Origin of the sequence: Janibacter melonis (genome assembly GCF_020567375.1) — a bacterium.
In the GTDB taxonomy this organism is placed as follows: Bacteria; Actinomycetota; Actinomycetes; order Actinomycetales; family Dermatophilaceae; genus Marihabitans; species Marihabitans melonis.
This window is the reverse complement of the sequence record NZ_JAJBZM010000002.1, coordinates 324,923-343,815: the sequence shown is the minus strand read 5'-3', so window position 1 is coordinate 343,815 and position 18,893 is coordinate 324,923. Positions and strand designations below refer to the sequence as shown.

Annotated in this window: 14 protein-coding genes and 1 tRNA gene; 9 read left to right on the top strand and 6 right to left on the bottom strand. The window is 74.1% G+C overall.

The annotated features are described in order from the left end of the window. Positions 1–52: 52 nt before the first annotated feature. The 4 genes from LIV55_RS07710 to LIV55_RS07695 are packed head-to-tail and all read right to left on the bottom strand — an operon-like array spanning position 53 to position 4,387. On the bottom strand, positions 53–661 hold the full coding sequence (locus LIV55_RS07710; protein ID WP_229299828.1) for a nucleotidyltransferase family protein: 609 nt from the start codon (positions 659–661) through the stop codon (positions 53–55). Then, positions 658–2,766: a xanthine dehydrogenase family protein molybdopterin-binding subunit gene (locus LIV55_RS07705; protein ID WP_229299827.1), complete on the bottom strand. Its 2,109-nt coding sequence runs from the start codon at positions 2,764–2,766 to the stop codon at positions 658–660. Before LIV55_RS07705 ends, LIV55_RS07710 begins: the two co-directional genes overlap by 4 nt. Further along, complete coding sequence (locus LIV55_RS07700; protein ID WP_191564294.1) at positions 2,763–3,770, bottom strand: FAD binding domain-containing protein; 1,008 nt, start codon at positions 3,768–3,770, stop codon at positions 2,763–2,765. The genes LIV55_RS07705 and LIV55_RS07700 overlap by 4 nt, the downstream gene beginning before the upstream one ends. Then, positions 3,767–4,387 (bottom strand): (2Fe-2S)-binding protein, encoded by a 621-nt coding sequence (locus tag LIV55_RS07695; protein WP_229299826.1) that lies wholly within the window; start codon positions 4,385–4,387, stop codon positions 3,767–3,769. Before LIV55_RS07695 ends, LIV55_RS07700 begins: the two co-directional genes overlap by 4 nt. A 241-nt stretch (positions 4,388–4,628) precedes the next feature. Between LIV55_RS07695 and fdh the strand changes: the two genes are divergently transcribed. The 5 genes from fdh (at position 4,629) to LIV55_RS07670 (ending at position 12,637) form a co-directional block, all read left to right on the top strand. Beyond that, positions 4,629–7,955, top strand: coding sequence for a formate dehydrogenase (gene fdh, locus LIV55_RS07690; RefSeq protein ID WP_229299825.1), 3,327 nt, complete (start codon positions 4,629–4,631; stop codon positions 7,953–7,955). Then, positions 7,952–9,088, top strand: coding sequence for a 4Fe-4S dicluster domain-containing protein (locus tag LIV55_RS07685; protein ID WP_229299824.1), 1,137 nt, complete (start codon positions 7,952–7,954; stop codon positions 9,086–9,088). The genes fdh and LIV55_RS07685 overlap by 4 nt, the downstream gene beginning before the upstream one ends. Continuing rightward, entirely contained in the window at positions 9,085–10,221 is a 1,137-nt protein-coding gene (nrfD, locus tag LIV55_RS07680; RefSeq protein WP_229299823.1) for an NrfD/PsrC family molybdoenzyme membrane anchor subunit, read from the top strand. The genes LIV55_RS07685 and nrfD overlap by 4 nt, the downstream gene beginning before the upstream one ends. 31 nt (positions 10,222–10,252) lie before the next feature. Beyond that, positions 10,253–11,548, top strand: a complete 1,296-nt coding sequence (locus LIV55_RS07675) for an L-lactate MFS transporter (protein WP_123092987.1) — start codon at positions 10,253–10,255, stop codon at positions 11,546–11,548. A gap of 231 nt (positions 11,549–11,779) precedes the next feature. Continuing rightward, positions 11,780–12,637: an SCO6745 family protein gene (locus LIV55_RS07670; RefSeq protein ID WP_229299822.1), complete on the top strand. Its 858-nt coding sequence runs from the start codon at positions 11,780–11,782 to the stop codon at positions 12,635–12,637. Between the two features lie 301 nt (positions 12,638–12,938). Here LIV55_RS07670 and selD read toward each other — a convergent pair whose 3' ends face one another. Both selD and LIV55_RS07660 read right to left on the bottom strand, forming a co-directional pair. Then, the gene (gene selD, locus LIV55_RS07665; RefSeq protein WP_229299821.1) at positions 12,939–13,946 is read right to left on the bottom strand and encodes a selenide, water dikinase SelD; all 1,008 of its coding nucleotides are present in this window, start codon (positions 13,944–13,946) and stop codon (positions 12,939–12,941) included. A gap of 63 nt (positions 13,947–14,009) precedes the next feature. Beyond that, positions 14,010–14,105 (bottom strand) — tRNA-Sec (locus LIV55_RS07660). 91 nt (positions 14,106–14,196) lie between these two features. On the opposite strand from LIV55_RS07660, the gene LIV55_RS07655 reads away from it, so the two are divergent. From LIV55_RS07655 to LIV55_RS07640, 4 genes are read left to right on the top strand one after another with little or no spacing between them, the layout of a single operon-like run. Further along, positions 14,197–15,318, top strand: coding sequence for a C2 family cysteine protease (locus LIV55_RS07655; RefSeq protein ID WP_229299820.1), 1,122 nt, complete (start codon positions 14,197–14,199; stop codon positions 15,316–15,318). After that, entirely contained in the window at positions 15,315–15,683 is a 369-nt protein-coding gene (locus LIV55_RS07650) for a hypothetical protein (RefSeq protein ID WP_229299819.1), read from the top strand. The genes LIV55_RS07655 and LIV55_RS07650 overlap by 4 nt, the downstream gene beginning before the upstream one ends. A gap of 51 nt (positions 15,684–15,734) precedes the next feature. Further along, positions 15,735–17,027, top strand: a complete 1,293-nt coding sequence (gene selA, locus LIV55_RS07645; protein WP_229299818.1) for an L-seryl-tRNA(Sec) selenium transferase — start codon at positions 15,735–15,737, stop codon at positions 17,025–17,027. Then, positions 17,024–18,781 carry a SelB domain-containing protein gene (locus LIV55_RS07640; protein ID WP_229299817.1) on the top strand — a complete coding sequence of 586 codons (1,758 nt, stop codon included), beginning with the start codon at positions 17,024–17,026 and terminating at the stop codon, positions 18,779–18,781. The genes selA and LIV55_RS07640 overlap by 4 nt, the downstream gene beginning before the upstream one ends. Positions 18,782–18,893 lie beyond the last annotated feature (112 nt).

Below are 18,893 nucleotides of genomic sequence, written 5' to 3'. Positions count from 1 at the left end.
CCTTACGAGCCCCCACCGACACCGAGATGACGACGTCCGTGCTCGTCGTGACTCACGGCACCCGGCCGAGCTCCTCGGGGGTGTCGACGTCCTGCCCGGTCGCGAGATCCGCGCACGGCACGCCCTCGCAGCCCGCCCCGACGAGGTAGCGGCGTCCCCCTTCGTCGCCCGAGAGGCTCTCGACGAAGGGGGTGACGTGCACCCTCCCGAGGAGGACCGGGTGACCCGGTCGGCCGTCGTAGGTGGCCCGTCGGAGCGCGTCGTCGTGGGGGCCCTCGCCGACGACGCGGGTGACGACGTCGGGTGTCACGTCGGGCAGGTCGACGAGGGTGATGAGCACGGCGTCCGGGTCGAGCCCCTCGGCGGCGCCCAGGCCGGAGCGCAGCGAGGCCGCCATCCCGGTGCCGTGGTCGGGCACGTCGACGACGGTGGTCCCGGGCTCGGCCAGCGTCTGCGCCTGGGCGCGTGCCTCGTCGGCACCGGCGCCGAGGGCGACGACGACCTGGGCGCACCCGCCCGCCCGCACGGTGCGCACGGCCCGGTCGAGCAGCAGCTCGCCGGACGGCGTGCGGGCGAGCGCCTTCGGCCCGCCCATCCGCCGACCCGAGCCGGCGGCGAGGACGAGCCCGACGACGCTGGCCCTGGCCGCGCCGTCCGTCACAGGAAGTGGTCCGGGGTGAGCGGCAGCTCGCGCACCCGCACCCCCGTCGCCGCGTAGGCCGCGTTGACGACCGCAGGGGCCACTCCCGTGATGCCGATCTCGCCGATGCCGCGCGAGCCCATCGGGTTCATCACGTCGTCGCGGCCTTGCAACCAGTGCGCCTCGACGTCGAGCACGTCGGCGTGCGCGGGCACGTGATAGCTCGCGAGGTCCTGGGTGACGACGTGCCCGAAGCGGGGGTCGCGCACCGACTCCTCGTGCAGCGCCGCGCCGAGCCCCATGACCATCCCGCCGACGAGCTGGGAGCGGGCACCGCGCGGGTTGAGCACACGCCCGGCGGAGTAGACCCCGAGCAGCCGGCGGGCACGCACCTCGCCGGTCCACCGGTGCACGCCGACCTCGGCGAAGACCGCCCCGTACGACTGGGTGACGTACCCCTCCTCGCCCGGGTCGTCCGGGGCGGGCGTGGTCACCGACGATCCCGGGGCGGGGTCGTCACCGAACTTGTCGTGCAGCGCGCGGGCAGCACCCGTGATCGCCGTGCCCCACGACGAGGTGCCCGCCGACCCACCGGCGACCGAGGCGGGGGGCAGCGAGCTGTCGCCGATGCGCATCTCGACCTGGTCGCGCGGCACGCCGAGGGCGTCTGCCGCGACGAGCCGCAGGACCGTCCACGCGCCGGTCCCGATGTCGGTGGCGGCGATGGAGACCTCGTAGCGCCCGTCGTCGAGGACGGTGACGCAGGCCTGGTTGCCGGGCATGGACTCACCCGGGTAGGTCGCGGTCGCGACGCCGCTGCCGAGGAGCCAGTCGCCCTCGACCCGCGAGCGCGGCTCCTGCGGACCGCTCCACCCGAAGAGCTCGGCCCCGCGGTCGAAGCACTCGAGCAGGCGCCGCTCGCTGAAGGGGTCGCCAGAGTCCGGGTCGACGTCCGTGTCGTTGCGACGGCGCAGCTCGACGGGGTCCACGCCGAGGTCGACGGCCAGCTCGTCCATCGCGACCTCGTGGGCGAAGACCCCCGGGAAGACGCCCGGCGCCCGCATCCACGACGGGATCGCGACGTCGAGGTCCTGGAGCCGGTGGCTCGTGCGCCGGTTGGGCGCCGCGTACAGCGAGCGCGTCGAGACCGAGGTCTGCTCGGCGTACTCCTTCACCCGGCTCGACGGGGTGAAGGAGGCGTGCTCGATCCCCGTGAGGGTGCCGTCCTCCTGGGCCGCGAGCCGCACCTGCGAGGCGGTGATCGAGCGGTACCCGGTGAGCGCGAACATCTGCTGCCGGGTGACGGCCAGTCGCACCGGTCGACCGGGCACGGTGCGCGCCGCCATGGCGGCCGCGAGGTCCGGCGGGTGGGGCAGCCCCTTGCTGCCGAAGCCGCCGCCGACGTGCGGCGCCCGCACGCGCACCTGCTCGGGCTCGAGCCCGAGGAGGGGGGCGAGGGTCGAGACGACACCCGGCGCCGACTGGGTCGAGACGGTCATCTCGAGGACGGGACCGTCACCCCCTTCGCGCCACGTGGCGGTCGCCGCGTGCGGCTCCATGGGGTTGTTGTGCTCGAGCGGGGTGACGTAGGTCTGCTGCACGGTCGTCGCGGCCTGCGCGACTGCCGCGTCGACGTCACCGGTCTCGGAGTCGGTGGGGAAGCCGGCGTTGACCTCGTCCGGCTTGCGCCGGGCCTGCCCGATCTCGAAGCGGGTCGCCGCCTCGCGCTGCGCCCCGTCGACGCGCACGAGGTGCGCCCCGTGCCGGGCCGCGGCGAGCGACTCCCCGAGCACGATCGCGACGACCTGGCCGTGGTAGTCGACCCGCCCGGACTGGAGCAGGTCCATCTCGAGGTCGTCGACGCCCTCGAGCCGGGGGGCGTTGGTGTGGTCGACGACCGAGTGCACGCCGGGCGCGGCGAGCGCCTCGGAGGCGTCGACGGTCACCGACCCCAGGGCGAAGGGGGCCCCGACGAGCACCGCGTAGAGGGGGTCCTCGACCGGGTGCTCGACGGCGTAGGGCGCGGTGCCGGTGACCTTGAGACGGGCGTCGTCGCGGGCGACGTCGCTGCCCATCTCCGAGGGCGTGAGCGGGGCGAGGCGCTCGCCGGAGTCGTCGGTGCTCATGCTGCGGCTCCTGCCGGACGGGTCGCGAGCTGCTCGATCGCGTGGGCGGTGGTGCGGGCGAGGAGGGGGACCTTGAAGGCGTTGCCCGGCCAGGTGCGGGCCTGGCCCAGCTCCTCCTCGCACGCGGCGAGGACTGCCTCGGTGTCGACGGGCCCGCCGACGAGAGCGGTCTCGACGCCGGTCGGGCGCCACGGGGCGTGGGCGACGCCGCCCCACGCGAGCCGCAGGTGCGAGATCGTCTCGCCGTCGGTGACGAGCTCGGCGGCGACGGAGACGAGCGCGAAGGCGTACGACGCCCGGTCGCGCACCTTGACGTACGTCGCGACGGCGCCAGACGTCGGGGGTGCGAGCTCGACGGCGGTGATGAGCTCGCCGTGCTCGAGGGTCGTGTCGAGATCCGGCCGGTCGCCGGGCAGCCGGTGCAGCTCGCCGATCGGGACCCGGCGCTCGCCGCCCGAGCCGCGCACGACGACGACGGCGTCGAGCGCGCGCAGCGCGACCGCGAGGTCGCCGGGGTGCACCGCGACGCAGTGCTCGCTCGTGCCGAGGAGGGCGTTCTCCCGCGTGCGCGCCTCGTCGTGGTCGGCCGAGCACCCGGTGCCCGGCTCGCGCTTGTTGCACGGCGTCGTGAGGTCCTGGAAGTACACGCACCGCGTGCGCTGGAGCAGGTTGCCGCCGGTGCTCGCCTGGTGACGCAGCTGGCCCGAGGCACCGGCGAGCAGGGCCCGCGCGACGAGGGGGTGGTCGCGGCGGATCGCGGGGTGGGCGGCGAGGTCGCTGTTGCGCACGTTGGTGCCGATGCGCAGCCCGCCGTCCTGCGTCGGCGTGATCTCGTCGAGCCCGAGGTGCCCGACGTCGACGAGACGCGACGGCGTGCGGATCCCGAGCTTGAGGTGGTCGAGCAGGTTGCTGCCGCCGTCGACGTACGCGACGTCGGGGTCGCCGCCGTGGCGTGCGACGGCGTCGGCCGGGTCGGTGGCCCGCTCGTAGGCGAAGGGGTTCATCGCGCGCCCCCGTCGCCCGCGCCGGAGACGATCTCGGCCTCGGCCACCCGGTCCGGCGGCGGGTCGCCCGCGGCCTGGCAGATCGCGTCGACGATGTTCGGGTAGGCCCCGCAGCGGCACAGGTTGCCGCTCATCCGCTCGCGGATCTCGTCGCGCGTCAGAGGTGCCCCGCCGTCCAGCCCCTCCTCGAGGTCGTCGGTGACGTGGCTGGCATGGCCCTGCGCGATCTCGTCGAGCACCCCGACGGCGCTGCAGACCTGACCGGGCGTGCAGTAGCCGCACTGCAGGGCGTCGCGGTCGACGAAGGCCTGCTGCACCGGGTGCAGCTCGGCCTCGTCGAGCGCGGTGAGCGAGGGGTCGCCGTGCGCCGTCGCGTCGACGCCCGCGAGCCCGGCGGCGGTCGTGATCTCGGCGTCGTCCTGCTGCACGGCGAGGGTGAGGCAGGTGAGGTGCCGGCGGCCGTCGAGGAGCACCGTGCACGAGCCGCACTGGCCGTGGTCGCAGCCCTTCTTCGCGCTCGTCACCCCGAGCCGCTCGCGCAGGGTGTCGAGCAGCGTCGTGCGCGGCTCGACCTCGATCTCGTGGCTGCGGCCGTCGACCGTCAGGGTCACGGTCATCGTGGTGCTCCGATCCGTCACGGGGCGTCCTCTCCTGGGGGGTCCGGCACGCCGCGGACGCGGCCGTCCCACCATGCCACCGACATCGGCCTAGGTGGGGGGCCCGACGCCCCCCTTGTCCGGGCGCCGAGGTCGCCCCCCTTCGACACACCCGAAGGGGGGCCCTGCCGCCAGCGACGGTGCGAGCGCCGTGTGCGAGAGTGACGTGGAGCACCAGCACCGACGCCCGACGGAGGCTCCCATGGCCATCACCCCGCTCGACTGGCCGGTCGTACGACAGCTACGGACCGGCGACTACCTGGGCCGAGGGAAGTCGGTGCAGAGCAAGCGCACCCGCGAGATCGAGCCGCGCACGTCGACGGCCGACCGCGTCGTGCAGAGCGTGTGCCCCTACTGCGCCGTCGGCTGCGGTCAGCGCGTCTTCGTCAAGGACGAGAAGGTCGTCCAGATCGAGGGCGACAAGGACTCGCCGATCAGCCGTGGCCGGCTGTGCCCGAAGGGGGCGGCGAGCGAGCAGCTCGTCAACTCGCCCTCGCGGCAGAAGCAGGTGCTCTACCGCGCGCCGGGCGCGAGCGACTGGAGCCCGATCGACCGTGACGACGCCATCGACATGGTCGCCGACCGCTTCATGGCCTCGCGGGCCGCGGGCTGGCAGGAGCACGACGAGCAGGGCCGGCGGCTGCGTCGCACGATGGGCATCGCAGCGCTCGGAGGAGCGACCCTCGACAACGAGGAGAACTACCTCATCAAGAAGCTCTTCACGGCCGCGGGAGCGATCCAGATCGAGAACCAGGCGCGTGTTTGACACAGCTCCACGGTTCCCAGTCTGGGATCCTCCTTCGGTCGCGGTGGCGCCACGCAGTACCTGCAGGACATGGCCAACGCCGACTGCATCATCATCCAGGGCTCGAACATGGCCGAGTGCCACCCCGTGGGCTTCCAGTGGGTCTCCGAGGCCAAGGCCCGCGGCGCACGGGTCATCCACGTCGACCCGCGCTTCACCCGCACCTCGGCGATCGCGGACACGCACGTCCCGATCCGTGCGGGCAGCGACGTCGTGCTGCTCGGCGCGCTCATCAACCACGTCCTCAGCAAGGACCTCTACTTCCGTGACTACGTCGTGGCGTACACCAACGCCGCGACGCTCGTGAGCGACGACTTCCGCGACACCGAGGACCTCGACGGCGTCTTCTCCGGGTACGACCCGAAGACCGGCCACTACGACATGTCGACGTGGGCCTACGCCGAGCGCGAGGACCCCGCCGAGGGCGAGAGCGCCGACGGCGAGGTCGAGGGCCCCGACGGCACGAGCGAGCACGGGTCGAGCAAGTCGGCCCGCGCCGCGGGCGACGAGACCGGTGGTCACGGCGCCCCGCTCGAGCACGCGAAGGTCGAGCGCGACGAGACCCTGCAGCACCCCCGCTCGGTCTTCCAGGTGCTCAAGCGGCACTACCAGCGCTACACGCCCGAGATGGTCCAGGAGGTGTGCGGCATCCGCCCGGAGCAGTTCCACGAGATCGCCGACGCGATCGTGGAGAACTCCGGGCGCGAGCGCACGACGTGCTTCGCGTACGCGGTGGGCTGGACCCAGCACTCCCTCGGCGCGCAGTTCATCCGCACCGCCGCGATCCTCCAGCTGCTCATGGGCAACGTCGGCCGCCCCGGCGGCGGCATCATGGCGCTGCGCGGTCACGCGAGCATCCAGGGCAGCACCGACATCCCGACGCTCTTCAACCTCCTGCCGGGATACCTGCCGATGCCCGCGGCCGGTCAGCACGACAGCTACGAGGAGTACCTGTCCTCGATCGCGTCACCGCTGCAGAAGGGCTTCTGGACCAACGCCGACGCCTACACCGCGAGCCTGCTCAAGTCGTGGTGGGGCGACGCCGCCACCCCGGAGAACGACTTCGCCTTCGACTACCTGCCGAAGATCAACGGTCCTCACGGCACGTACCAGACGGCGATGGACATGCTCGAGGACAAGGTCGAGGGCTACTTCCTCCTCGGCCAGAACCCCGCGGTCGGGTCCGCCCACGGCCGGATGCAGCGCCTGGCGATGTCGCACCTGAAGTGGCTCGTCGTGCGCGACCTGCAGATGATCGAGTCGGCGACCTTCTGGAAGGACGCGCCGGAGATCGCGACCGGCGAGCTGCGCACCGAGGACATCGACACCGAGGTCTTCTTCTTCCCCGCGGCCACGCACGTCGAGAAGGCCGGCACCTTCACCCAGACCCAGCGCCTGCTCCAGTGGCGCCACCGCGCGGTCATGCCGCCGGGCGACTGCCAGAGCGAGCTCGAGTTCTTCTACGAGCTCGGGGTGCGCATCCGCGAGCGTCTCGCTGGGTCCACCGACGAGCGCGACCGCCCGCTGCTCGACCTCACCTGGGACTACCCCAAGGACGAGGAGGGCGAGATCGACGGCGAGGCCGTGCTGCGCGAGATCAACGGCATGCACCTCACCGGCGACAAGGCGGGTCAGCCGCTGTCGACCTTCAACGAGATGAAGGCCGACGGCTCGACCTCCGGCGGCTGCTGGATCTACTCCGGCGTCTACGCCGGCGGCGTCAACCACTCCGCGGACCGTGTGCCGGGCCAGGAGCAGGACGAGGTCGCCAAGGACTGGGGCTGGGCCTGGCCGATGAACCGGCGCATCCTCTACAACCGCGCCTCCGCCGACCCCGAGGGTCGTCCGTGGAGCGAGCGCAAGAAGTACATCTGGTGGGACGCGGAGCAGGGCAGGTGGGTCGGCAAGGACGTCCCGGACTTCCCCGTCGACCGCGACCCGTCCTTCCGGCCCGACCCCGGCGTCGGTGGTCCCGCGGCGATCGCCGGCGACGACCCCTTCATCATGCAGGCGGACGGCAAGGGCTGGCTCTACGCGCCGAAGGGGATGGTCGACGGCCCGCTCCCCACGCACTACGAGGCGCAGGAGTCACCCGTCGTCAACCCGCTCTACCCCCAGCAGCGCAACCCCGGGCGGGTGCTCTTCCCGCGCAAGGACAACCTGTGGGCGCCCTCGGGCGACGAGCCGGGCAGCGGGGTCTACCCCTTCGTCTTCACGACCTACCGGCTCACCGAGCATCACACGGCCGGCGGCATGAGCCGGTGGCTGCCCTACCTCTCCGAGCTCCAGCCGGAGATGTTCTGCGAGGTCAGCCCCGCGTTGGCGCAGGAGCGGGGCCTGACCAACGGCGACTGGGCGACGATCATCTCCGCGCGCTCGGCCATCGAGGCCCGGGTGCTCGTCACCGACCGCATGCGACCGCTGCTCGCCGGCGGGCGCACCGTGCACCAGATCGGCCTGCCCTACCACTGGGGCGTCGGCCGTGACGCCGTCGTCGAGGGCGACGCCGCCAACGACCTGCTCGGCCTGGCCCTGGACCCCAACGTCCAGATCCAGGAGAGCAAGGTCGGCTCGTGCGACATCCGCCCCGGTCGCCGCCCCCAGGGCGACGACCTGCTGCGGCTCGTCGCGGAGTACCAGTCGCTCGCCGGCGCCACGACCGAGACCGGCAACGCCCGGGTCGCCGAGGACGTCGTCGAGATCATCGAGCAGGAGGACACGTGACCTGGTTGACCGAGCAGCTCTCCGGTGCCACCGACGTCGCGCAGGACGCCGGCTGGGTGGACCCGCCGTCCCGCAAGGGCTTCTTCACCGACACCTCCATCTGCATCGGCTGCAAGGCCTGCGAGGTGGCGTGCAAGGAGTGGAACGCCGTGCCCATGGACGGGCTGGGCCTGTCCGGCAACTCCTACGACAACACCGGTGACCTCGGCGCGAGCACGTGGCGCCACGTCGCCTTCGTCGAGCAGGGCCAGGAGCGCATCGAGGCGGCCCGGGCCTCCGGCAAGGCGCTCGTCGACCTCGGCATGCCGAGCATCGGGGCCCCCGCCCCGCAGCCCGCCCGCGGCGGCACCCCCGCCGGGTACGGCAGCCTGCCCGCGCCCGTCGAGGACCACGGCCCGGCGCTGTCGGACATGCTCGCCGCGAAGGGGGCGCAGGAGGGCATCACCCCGTCGACGAACGGCGGGTCCCCCTTCGGCACCACCGTCGACGGCCAGCCGAAGGTCGGCCCGCTGCCGGAGTTCCGCTGGCTCATGGCCTCCGACGTGTGCAAGCACTGCACGCATGCCGGCTGCCTCGACGTCTGCCCGACCGGAGCGCTCTTCCGCACGGAGTTCGGCACCGTCGTCGTCCAGCCCGACGTCTGCAACGGCTGCGGCTACTGCGTCGGCGGCTGCCCCTTCGGGGTCATCGGCCGCCGTGACGAGAGCGGTGTCGAGGACCCGCGCGGCAGCGGCGCTCACGACCACGTGCCCAACATCGGCGTCGCCCAGAAGTGCACGCTCTGCTACGACCGTCTCGGTCACGACCAGACCCCGGCCTGCGCGCAGACCTGCCCGACGACCTCGATCAAGTTCGGCGACCACGACGACATGGTGGCCTCGGCCCAGGAGCGCGTCACCCAGCTGCACTCCCAGGGCTTCACCGAGGCACGCCTGTACGGCGCCAACGACCAGGACGGCGTCGGCGGGACCGGCTCGGTCTTCCTGCTCCTCGACGAGCCCGAGGTCTACGGCCTGCCGCCGGACCCGGTCGTGCCGACCGCGCACCTGCCCGAGATGTTCCGCAAGGCCGGTCTGGCCGCGCTGGGGCTCCTCGGCGCCGCAGCCGTGTCCTTCGTCGGGGCGCGCCGATGAGCACGAGCGCCTTCGACAGCTATCGCCCACCGGAGACCCAGGGCCGGCGCGAGCGCCGCCGGGCCGGCGAGCACCGCGACCCGCGCGGTCTCGCGGCTCGCGGCAGCGACTGGCTCTCCGGGCGGCAGCGCGGGCGCGGCGAGCAGGCGGTCGTGCCGGACGCGGAGTTCCGCAGCTACTACGGGCAGCCGGTCATCAAGCCGGTGCCGTGGAAGCACGAGATCCCCGCCTACCTCTTCACCGGTGGCGTCGCCGCCGGCTCGGGCATGATCGGCGCCGCGGCCCACGCCGTCGGGCTGGAGGCGCTGCGCCGCAACGCGCGGCTCACCTCGATGACGGCCGTCGCCGTGAGCGGCGGGCTGCTCGTCTCCGACCTCGGCCGGCCCGAGCGCTTCATCAACATGCTGCGCACGGTCAAGCTCACCTCGCCGATGTCGGTCGGCACGTGGATCTTCTCGGCTTTCTCCGCCTTCGGGGCGCTGAGCACCGCGGCCGAGGTCGACCGGATGCTCGGCGGGCGCAGCGGCGGTCGCGGCCTGCCCGTCCTCGGCGGCGTCGTGCGCCCGCTCGAGACGATCGGCTCGCTCGGCAGCTTCGCCTTCGGGCCGCCGCTCGCGGCGTACACCGCCGTCCTGCTCTCCGACACCGCCACGCCCGTGTGGCTCGAGTCGCGGCGCACCCTCCCCTTCGTCTTCGTCTCCTCCGCGGCGATGGCCTCCTCGGGCCTGCAGCTCGTCCTCACCCCGACCTCCCAGACCCGGCCGGTCCAGCGCCTCGCGGTGCTCGGCGCGGTCGGCGACCTCGTCGCCACCGAGGCCGTCGAGCGTCGGCTCCGCGAGCTCGACATCGACGACACGATCCACCACGGCCGACCGGGCGCGATGATGCGCGCGGCGAAGGTCCTCACGATCGCCGGCGGCGTCGGCTCGCTGCTCGCCCGCCGCTCGCGCACCGTCGCGGTCGCGAGCGGGCTGGCCCTGGCCACCGCCTCCGCGCTCACCCGCTTCGCCGTCGTCGAGGCCGGGATCGAGTCGGCGAAGGACCCCCGCCACACGGTCGCCACGCAGAAGGCCCGCCTCGAGGAGCGTCGCGCTCGCGGCGTCGTCCACGACAGCATCACCACGGCGCGCTGAGCGCGCCACCGCCACCTGAGAAGGAGTCGTCATGAGCACCCCTGCCACCACGCCACGCTCCACCACCACGAGCGCAGGGGGCAACCGCTGGCTCATCCTCGTCGGAGGCGTCCTCGTCCAGCTCGCCATCGGCGCCGTCTACGCGTGGAGCACCTTCGCCAAGGCGCTCCAGGCGGACGGCTCGGCCTTCGACATCTCCAAGGTGCAGGCCGCGATCCCCTTCGAGGTCGCCATCGGCATGATCTTCGTCGGGACCTTCCTCGGCGGGCGAATCCAGGACAAGCGGGGCCCGCGCACCGTGGCGCTCGTCGGCGTCGCGATCTACTCGGTCGGCATCATGCTGGCCAGCCTCGCGCGAGACGGCAGCGACCTGTGGCTGCTCGTGCTCGGCTACGGCGTGCTCGGCGGCTTCGGTCTCGGCCTGGCCTACATCGTCCCGATCGCCATGCTGCAAAAGTGGTTCCCGGACAAGACGGGCCTCATCACCGGCATCGCGGTCGGCGGCTTCGGCTTCGGCGCGGTCATCACCAGCCCCCTCGCCCAGCGGATGATCGCCGGCAGCGAGGACTACCAGCGCTACCCGACGAAGGTCTTCCTCTGGCTCGGTCTGGCCTACCTCGTCGCGGGCGTCATCGGCGCCTCCGTCTTCCGCAACCCGCCGGAGGGCTACACCGTCGCCGGGGCGACGCAGAGCACCGCGGCGAAGGGGGACACCACCGCCCCCGCGGCGCGCGACTTCACGCAGGCCGAGGCGCTGTCGACCCCGCAGTGGTACCTCCTCACCCTCATCCTCACGATCTCGGTCACCGCGGGCATCTCGCTCATCTCGATCGCCGCGGGCACCGCGACCGACGTGGCCGGCTTCAGCGCCGGCGCCGCCGCGACGCTCGTCGGCGTCATGGGGCTCTTCAACGGCGTCGGGCGCATCGCCTGGGCCGCCGTGTCGGACAAGATCGGCAAGATGACGGCCTTCGTCGGGATCCTCGCGATCCAGGGCCTGGCGCTCATCGCGATCCCGCACGCCGGCAACGTCGCCATCTTCTACGTCCTCGCCGCGCTCATCTACCTCTGCTACGGCGGCGCCTTCGGGACGATGCCGTCGACCGCCGGCAGCTTCTTCGGCGTGAAGAACGCCGGTGGGATCTACGGCCTCATGCTCATCGGCTGGTCCATCGGCGGCGTCGTCGGCCCGCTGCTCATCTCCGCGCTCGTCGGCGAGGACAAGGCGTACACCGTCGGTTACACGGTCGTCGGCATCATCGCCCTCGTCGGTGCCGCCATCCCCCTCATCACGAAGAAGCCCGCCGGCCGCACCGCCGACGCCTGACCCCCCTCTCCCGTCGCCCGAGTGAGCGCGAATCGCCGCTACGCACCCCGCGCAGCGGCGATTCGCGCTCATTGGGCATGGGGCGGGGCTGGTCACGTGGCGAAGGGGGGCATGGTGGTCGAAGCGCAAAGGCCCCCGACTCCTCGCTGGTCGAGGTGCGAAGGCCCCCCGGGCCTGAGCCTCGAGACCACCGCCTCCCCCTCCGCCCGGGTGACCCGTAAGGTGCCAGACGTGACTTCGACGCTGGCCCGCACTGCCTACGAGACGCTCGAGCCGTACCACGTCCTGGCGTACTTCAACCCGCACCTCAAGACCGAGTCGGTGCCGCTGCGGCTGTCGCGGGCCGGCATGTACGTCGGGGGGCGGGCGGCACCGCTGGGCCGGACCTCGGCGGCGACGGTCGCGGCGACCTTCTACAACTTCAACCCCGCGCTCATCACCTTCGGCTGGTCCGAGGCGCTGTCGACCGGTCTCGACGAGACCGACGCCGGACGGACCCGCGCGGTCGACGCCTCGCTGCGCGACGCCCTCGGCGAGCGCGTGTCCGACCCCGAGATCGCCTCCGTCGTCGGCGCGCTGCGGGCGGGCGTCGTCGACGCGCGCTTCGAGGGCCGGCCTCTCGCCGCCGCGTGGGCCGCCCACCCGTGGCCGGACGAGCCGCACCTGCAGCTCTGGCACGCGATCACCGTCGTGCGCGAGCACCGGGGCGACGGGCACATCGCGGCCCTCGTCCTCGCAGACCTCTCCCCCGTCGAGGCCCTCGTGCTGCACGAGGCGCCCCACCCCGACCCGGCGATCCGTCGGCGCACGCTCGGTCGCTCCCTGCTGCTCACGACGCGCGGCTGGGAGGACTCGGACTGGGAGAGCGCGTCGCAGTCGCTGCGCTCGCGCGGGCTGCTCGACGCGGACGGCGCGATGACCGCTGCCGGCGCCGAGCTCTACGACCGGGTCGAGCGCGAGACCGACACCGCCGCCGCTGGCCTGTGGGCCGGGGTGCCGGAGGCCGAGGAGACGCTGCGGCGGGCACGCCCCTTCGTCAAGGCCGTCATCGACGTCGGCTACCTCCCGGGCACCCGCCCCCGCTCCTGACCCCTCCTGCACGAGCTGTTGCTCGGTCCCCCTTCGCCCCGGTCCGACAAAACCCTGCTGGCTGGGTCTTGACGTGGGGGGGGCCCCCCCCGCGGGGGGGGGGGCGGGGGGGGGGGGGGGGGGGGGGGGGGGGGGGGGGGGGCGCGGGCGCCCCCCGGGGGGCGGGCCCCCCCCCCGCCCCCCCACCCCCCCCCGGGGGGGGGGCGGGCTGCGCCGGCCCCCCCCCCCGCGCGGGGGGCCCCCCCCACGTCGAAAGGCTGCTGGCAGGGTTTCGTAGCCCCAGCCGACGAGCGCGAAGGGGTCAGCGCACCCGGAGGGTGATCCCCTCGCCGAGCGCGCCGCCGGCGACGGTGCGGCCGACGACGGGGGCGCCGGGGATCTCGCCGACGACGAGCAGGCCGCCGGAGGTCTGGGCGTCGGCGAGCATGACGAGCTCGTCCTCGCTCACCCCGTCGGCGCTGAGGTGGGGGCGCACCCAGTCGAGGTTGCGCCGTGACCCGCCGGGGACGTGCCCGGCGGCGAGCGCCTCGCGCGCTCCGCTCACGTACGGCACCGCCGCCGCGTCGATCTCGGCCGCGACGCCGCTCGCGCGGCACAGCTTGTGGAGGTGCCCCAGCAGACCGAAGCCGGTGACATCGGTCGCCGAGCGCACCCCCGCCGCCAGCGCCGCCTCGGACGCCTCGCGGTTGAGGGTCGTCATCACCTCGACTGCCTCGGCGCTCAGCTCGCCGGTCGCCTTGTGCCGGTTGTTGAGGATGCCCAGGCCGAGGGGCTTGGTGAGGCTGATCGGCAGCCCGGGCTGCGCGGCGTCGTTGCGCAGCAGGCGGTCCGGGTCGGCGGTGCCGGTGACGGCCATGCCGTAGATCGGCTCGGGGTTGTCGATGCTGTGCCCGCCGATGACCGGGCAGCCGGCCCGGGTCGCGACGTCGAGACCACCGCGCAGCACCTCGGTCAGGAGGTCGGTCGGCAGGACGTCGCGCGGCCAGCCGACGAGGTTGATCGCCATGACGGGCGTGCCACCCATGGCGTAGACGTCGGAGAGCGCGTTCGCCGCGGCGATCCGGCCCCAGTCGTAGGCGTCGTCGACGACGGGGGTGAAGAAGTCGGCGGTGGAGATCGCGGCGAGACCGTCGGCGACCCGTACGGCGGCCGCGTCGTCGCCGTCGTCGAGACCGACGAGCACCTCGGCGGTCGAGGCGGTGCGCACCCCGCGCAGGCCGGCGACGACCTGCTCGAGCTCACCGGGCGGGATCTTGCACGCGCACCCTCCGCCGTGGGCGTACTGGGTCAGTCGCAGCTGCTCCGCCATGCCCTCACCCTAGGTCGGGCCCTCCGGCGAAGGGGGCGGCGGGCCCCCTTCGCAGGTGGTGGCTGGCGGAGGCGGACGGGAATCGAACCCGCCAGACCGAGATGCTCGGCCTCACCGGTGTTGAAGACCGGGGAGCCCACCAGGTGCCCAGACGCCTCCGCCGCTCACGCTATCGCAGGGGAGTCCTGCCCTGGCCGCGCCCACCACGCCGCCACTAGCCTGCGCAGGGACGAGGGCAGGGAGGCCGGTCATGACGCTCACCGACGGGATGGACGTCGCCCGGGTGCGCCAGGTGGGTGCGCAGCTGAGGGCGACGGAGCAACGGCTCGACGAGGTGTGCCGCACCGGGCGGGCCGGGCTGGCCACGCTCGACGAGGCCTGGCAGGGACCGGATCTCGCGTCTTTCGGCGACCGGTGGTCGGCGGCCGAGCGGGTCGTCCACGCCGCCGCCGACCGGGTGCGGGCGTACGCGGACGAGCTCGAGCGCCAGGCCGACGCGCAGGACTCCGCCTCCGACTCCCCCGGTGGGCGCGGACCGGGCGGACCGGGCGGACCGGGCGGACCCGCCGGGCCGGGCGGCCGCGACGGGGGCGCCGGCGGAGCCGACGACGCAGGTGCCGGCGGGAGCACGAAGGAGAAGGACAACCCGAACTTCGACCCCGACGCCGAGGACGCCGTCGACACCGAGATCGAGGGCCCGCTCTTCCGCGACGGGGTGGCGCCGACCGACGTCGAGCAGGGCAGCCTCAACGACTGCTGGTTCATCGCCTCGCTCCAGGCGGTCGCCGCGACCCACCCCGAGGTCCTCGAGCAGGGCGTCGTCGACAACGGCGACGGCACCTACGACGTCACGCTCTACGTCGACGGCGAGCCGGTTGTCTACCGCGTCGACGCGGTCGTGCCCGCCGACGACGGCGACCCGGTCTTCGCCGACAACGCGAGCGCCTCGGAGCGCGAGCTGTGGCCGCTGCTCTACGAGAAGGCGATGGCCCAGCACATGGGCGGCGACTGGCGCGACCTCGACTACGACACCGCCCAGCGCGCCCTCGAGGCGATCACCGGCCAGGACGTCGACACCGAGAACACGAGCAGCGGGATCTTCGACTGGAACGCCCCGCCGGACTCCGACGAGATCCGCGAGGTGCTCGACACCGGCGGGCAGGTGCTCCTGTCCTCGCACGACGACGTCGGCGGCCGCCCGCTGTACGAGGACGACACGATCGCGACGAACCACCTCTACTGGGTGAGCGGCGTGACCGACAGCGGCGACCTCGAGCTCACCAACCCCTGGAGCCCCGGAGACGACCCGATCGTGCTCACCTACGAGGAGTTCCAGGACAACTTCGGCCACATCAGCACGAGCCGTCCATGAGGTGGGCGGCGATCGCGACCGGCCTCGCCCTCCTCGTCGGGGCGAGCGCCTGCGGCAGCGGGCCGGACCCCGCGTCCACCAGCACAAGCACCTCGACCCCCAGCGCACCGCAGGAGAGCCCCATGGCCGACGCCATCGTCCTCAAGCAGAACCTCCCGACGAAGGTCGACGGCACCCGCGTCGTCGCCTACAACGTCACCGACGACGGGGCCGGGCTGCAGACCCCCGACGGCCGGGTCTCGGTCGACCTCGACGGCACCGTCGAGCTCGACGGGCGCAGCTACACCGTCGTCGAGACCGTGCCGCACAGCGACGAGCGCGAGGGCACCAAGCCCAACGGCTGGGTCTCCCTCCGGCGGCGGTGAGCCACCCCGCCCGAAGGGGGAGCCCTCGGGCCGCGTCGTAGGGTCGAGACCATGACGCAGGACCCCCGGCGGCGCGTGCCGCGCACCGACGCCGTCCTCGCCGACCCACGGGTGGTCACCGCGCTGGGCACGCACTCCCGCGAGCGGGTCAAGGCGGCGGTCGTCGCCGCCCAGCAGCGCGCCCGCTCCGGCGAGATCGAGCCCGAGCGCGTCGTCGACGAGACGCTCGCCGGGCTGCCGAGCCGGGCGAGCAGCCTGACCCCCGTGCTCAACGCGACCGGCGTCGTCATCCACACCAACCTCGGCCGCGCCCCCCTGTCGCCCCGCGCCGTCGAGGCCGTCGTCGATGCCGCCGGGTACGTCGACGTCGAGATGGACCTCGGGACCGGGCAGCGCTCGCGACGCGGCGCCCAGGCCCTCGCCGCCCTGCGCTCGGCCGTGCCCGACGCCGGTGACGCGCTCGTCGTCAACAACGGGGCCGCCGCCCTCGTCCTCGCCACGACCGCGCTCGCCGCCGGCCGCGAGGTCGTCGTCAGCCGGGGCGAGATGGTCGAGATCGGCGACGGCTTCCGCCTGCCCGACCTCGTCGCGAGCACTGGCGCCCGGCTGCGCGAGGTCGGCACGACGAACCGCACCCACCTGCGCGACTACGTCGATGCGATCGGACCTGACACGGGCTGCATCCTCAAGGTGCACCCGAGCAACTTCCGCGTCGAGGGCTTCACCCGCTCGGTCGGCGTCGCCGAGCTCGCTGACCTCGGCGTGCCCGTCGTCGAGGACATCGGCTCCGGCCTGCTCGCCCCCGACGCGGCCCTGCCCGACGAGCCGGACGCGACGACCTCCCTTCGCCGTGGTGCCCATCTCGTGACCGCGAGCGGGGACAAGCTCCTCGGCGGCCCGCAGGCCGGGCTCGTCCTCGGCCGCGCCGACCTCGTCGAGCGGCTGCGTCGTCACCCGCTGGCCCGCGCGGTGCGGGTCGACAAGCTCACCCTCGCCGCGCTCGAGGCGACCCTCACCGGCCCGCCCACCCCGACCGCGCAGGCCCTGCACGCCAGCCCGGACGACCTGCGGGTGCGCACCGAGCGTCTCGCCGAGGCCCTCGGTCGGCAGGTCGTCCCGGTCGACGGGCGGGTCGGCGGTGGCGGCGCTCCCGGGGTGCCGCTCGACGGCCACGCCGTCGAGATCCCCGCGGACCTCGTGCCCGGGCTGCGCCGGCCGAGCGGCGACGTGCCCGCCGTCGTCGCCCGCGTCGACGGGGGCCGCGGCCTCGTCGACCTGCGCTGCGTCCCGTCCGAGGCGGACGAGGACCTGCTGCGCGCGCTTCGTGAGGCGCTCGCCGGATGAGGCGCGTCCTCGCGACGGCCGGGCACGTCGACCACGGCAAATCCACCCTCGTGCGCGCCCTCACCGGGCGTGACCCCGACCGGCTCGCCGAGGAGCGCGAGCGCGGTCTGACCATCGAGCTCGGCTTCGCCTGGACCCGCCTCGGCGACGACGTCGACCTCGCGATCGTCGACGTGCCGGGGCACCGACGTTTCATCGGCACGATGCTCACCGGGCTCGGGCCGGCCCCCGCGGTGCTCCTCGTCGTCGCCGCCGACCAGGGCTGGCAGGCGCAGACGAGCGAGCACGTCGGGGCGGTCGCCGCCCTCGGGATCCGCGACGTCCTGCTCGCCGTGACGCGCAGCGACCTCGCCGACCCCGAGCCGGTGCGCACCGAGGCGCTCGCCCGCCTCGCCGAGCTGGGCTGGCCGGACGTGCCCTCGGTCGTCGTGTCGGCGACGACGGGGCTCGGGGTCGAGGACCTGCGGGCCGCCCTGACGACCCTGGTCACCGCGCTCCCCGAGCCCGACCCCGCGGCGCCCGTGCGGCTGTGGGTCGACCGCTCCTTCACCATCGGCGGCGCGGGGACCGTCGTCACCGGCACCCTCGGGCACGGCACGCTCTCGGTCGGCGACCACCTCGAGGTGCACGACCCGGGCACGGGGCGTCATGCCGTCACCGTCCGTGGGCTGCACAGCGAGGACACCCGGCACGAGAGCCTCACCGGGATCACCCGGGCGGCGGTCAACCTGCGCCGGGTCGACGTCGACGCGGTGGGACGCGGGGCGGTCGTCGTCACGCCCGACGCCTTCGTCCTCTCGCGCACCGTCGACGTGGCCGTCGAGTCCGCGGACCTGCCCGAGCAGCTCACGGTGCACGTCGGCACCGCCGATCACGAAGGGGTGGTGCGCCCCCTCGGCACTGAGCACGCCCGCGTGCGCGTCGAGCCCGCGCTGCCGTGGCGCGTGGGCGACCGTCTCGTCCTGCGCGACCCGGGCAGCCGACGGACGTGGGGCGCCCAGGTGCGTGACGTCGACCCGCTCCCCCTGCGTCGCCGCGGCGCGGCCATGGCCCGGGGCGAGGCGCTCTCGACCACGGACCCCCGCGCGCTGCGTCTCGCCGAGCGCCGCGTGCAGCCCGCCGACCACCTGGGTCGCCTCGGGCTGGGCACCGCCGGCGCCGACGAGGTCCACGTCGGCGACCACGTCGTCGACGCGGCCGCCTGGGCCGGGTGGCGAGCCGAGGCTCCCCGGTTCGTCGACGCGCTGCGCGTCCGCGACCCGCTGAGCGCCGGCCTGCCGGTGGCCGAGCTCGCCCACCGCCTGCGCCTGCCCGCCGACGCCGACACCCTCGTCGCCGCCGTCGCCGCGGCTGCCGGTCTGGAGGTCACGGAGGGCCGCGTCCACCGGGCGGGGCCCGCCGGGCTCGGCCCGGCCGAGGCGGGGGTCGCGGAGGTCGAGCGGAGGCTGAGGGAGTCCCCCTTCGCCGCCCCGGAGCGCGACGACCTCTCCGCACTCGGTCTCGGTGCGCGCGAGCTGGCCGCCGCCGCCCGGGTCGGGCGGCTGCTCCGCCTGCCCGACGACGTCGTCCTCCTGCCCGACGGGCCGGCCCGCGCGATGCGCGAGCTCGCCGGGCTAGGCGGTCCCTTCACCCTCAGCGAGGCCCGGCAGGCGCTCGGCACGACCCGTCGGGTCGCCGTGCCGCTCCTCGAGCACCTCGACGCGAAGGGGTGGACCCGCCGCCTCGACTCCCGCCTCCGCGAGGTCGCCCGCTAGGCGACCCGCCCGGGATCTTGGCAGTCGCGCGGGGTGCAACCCGCGCCGGCGCCAGCTTCTCGGGAGAGAGGCCCGGGATCTTTGCAGCCGCGCGGGTTGTAACCCGCGCGGG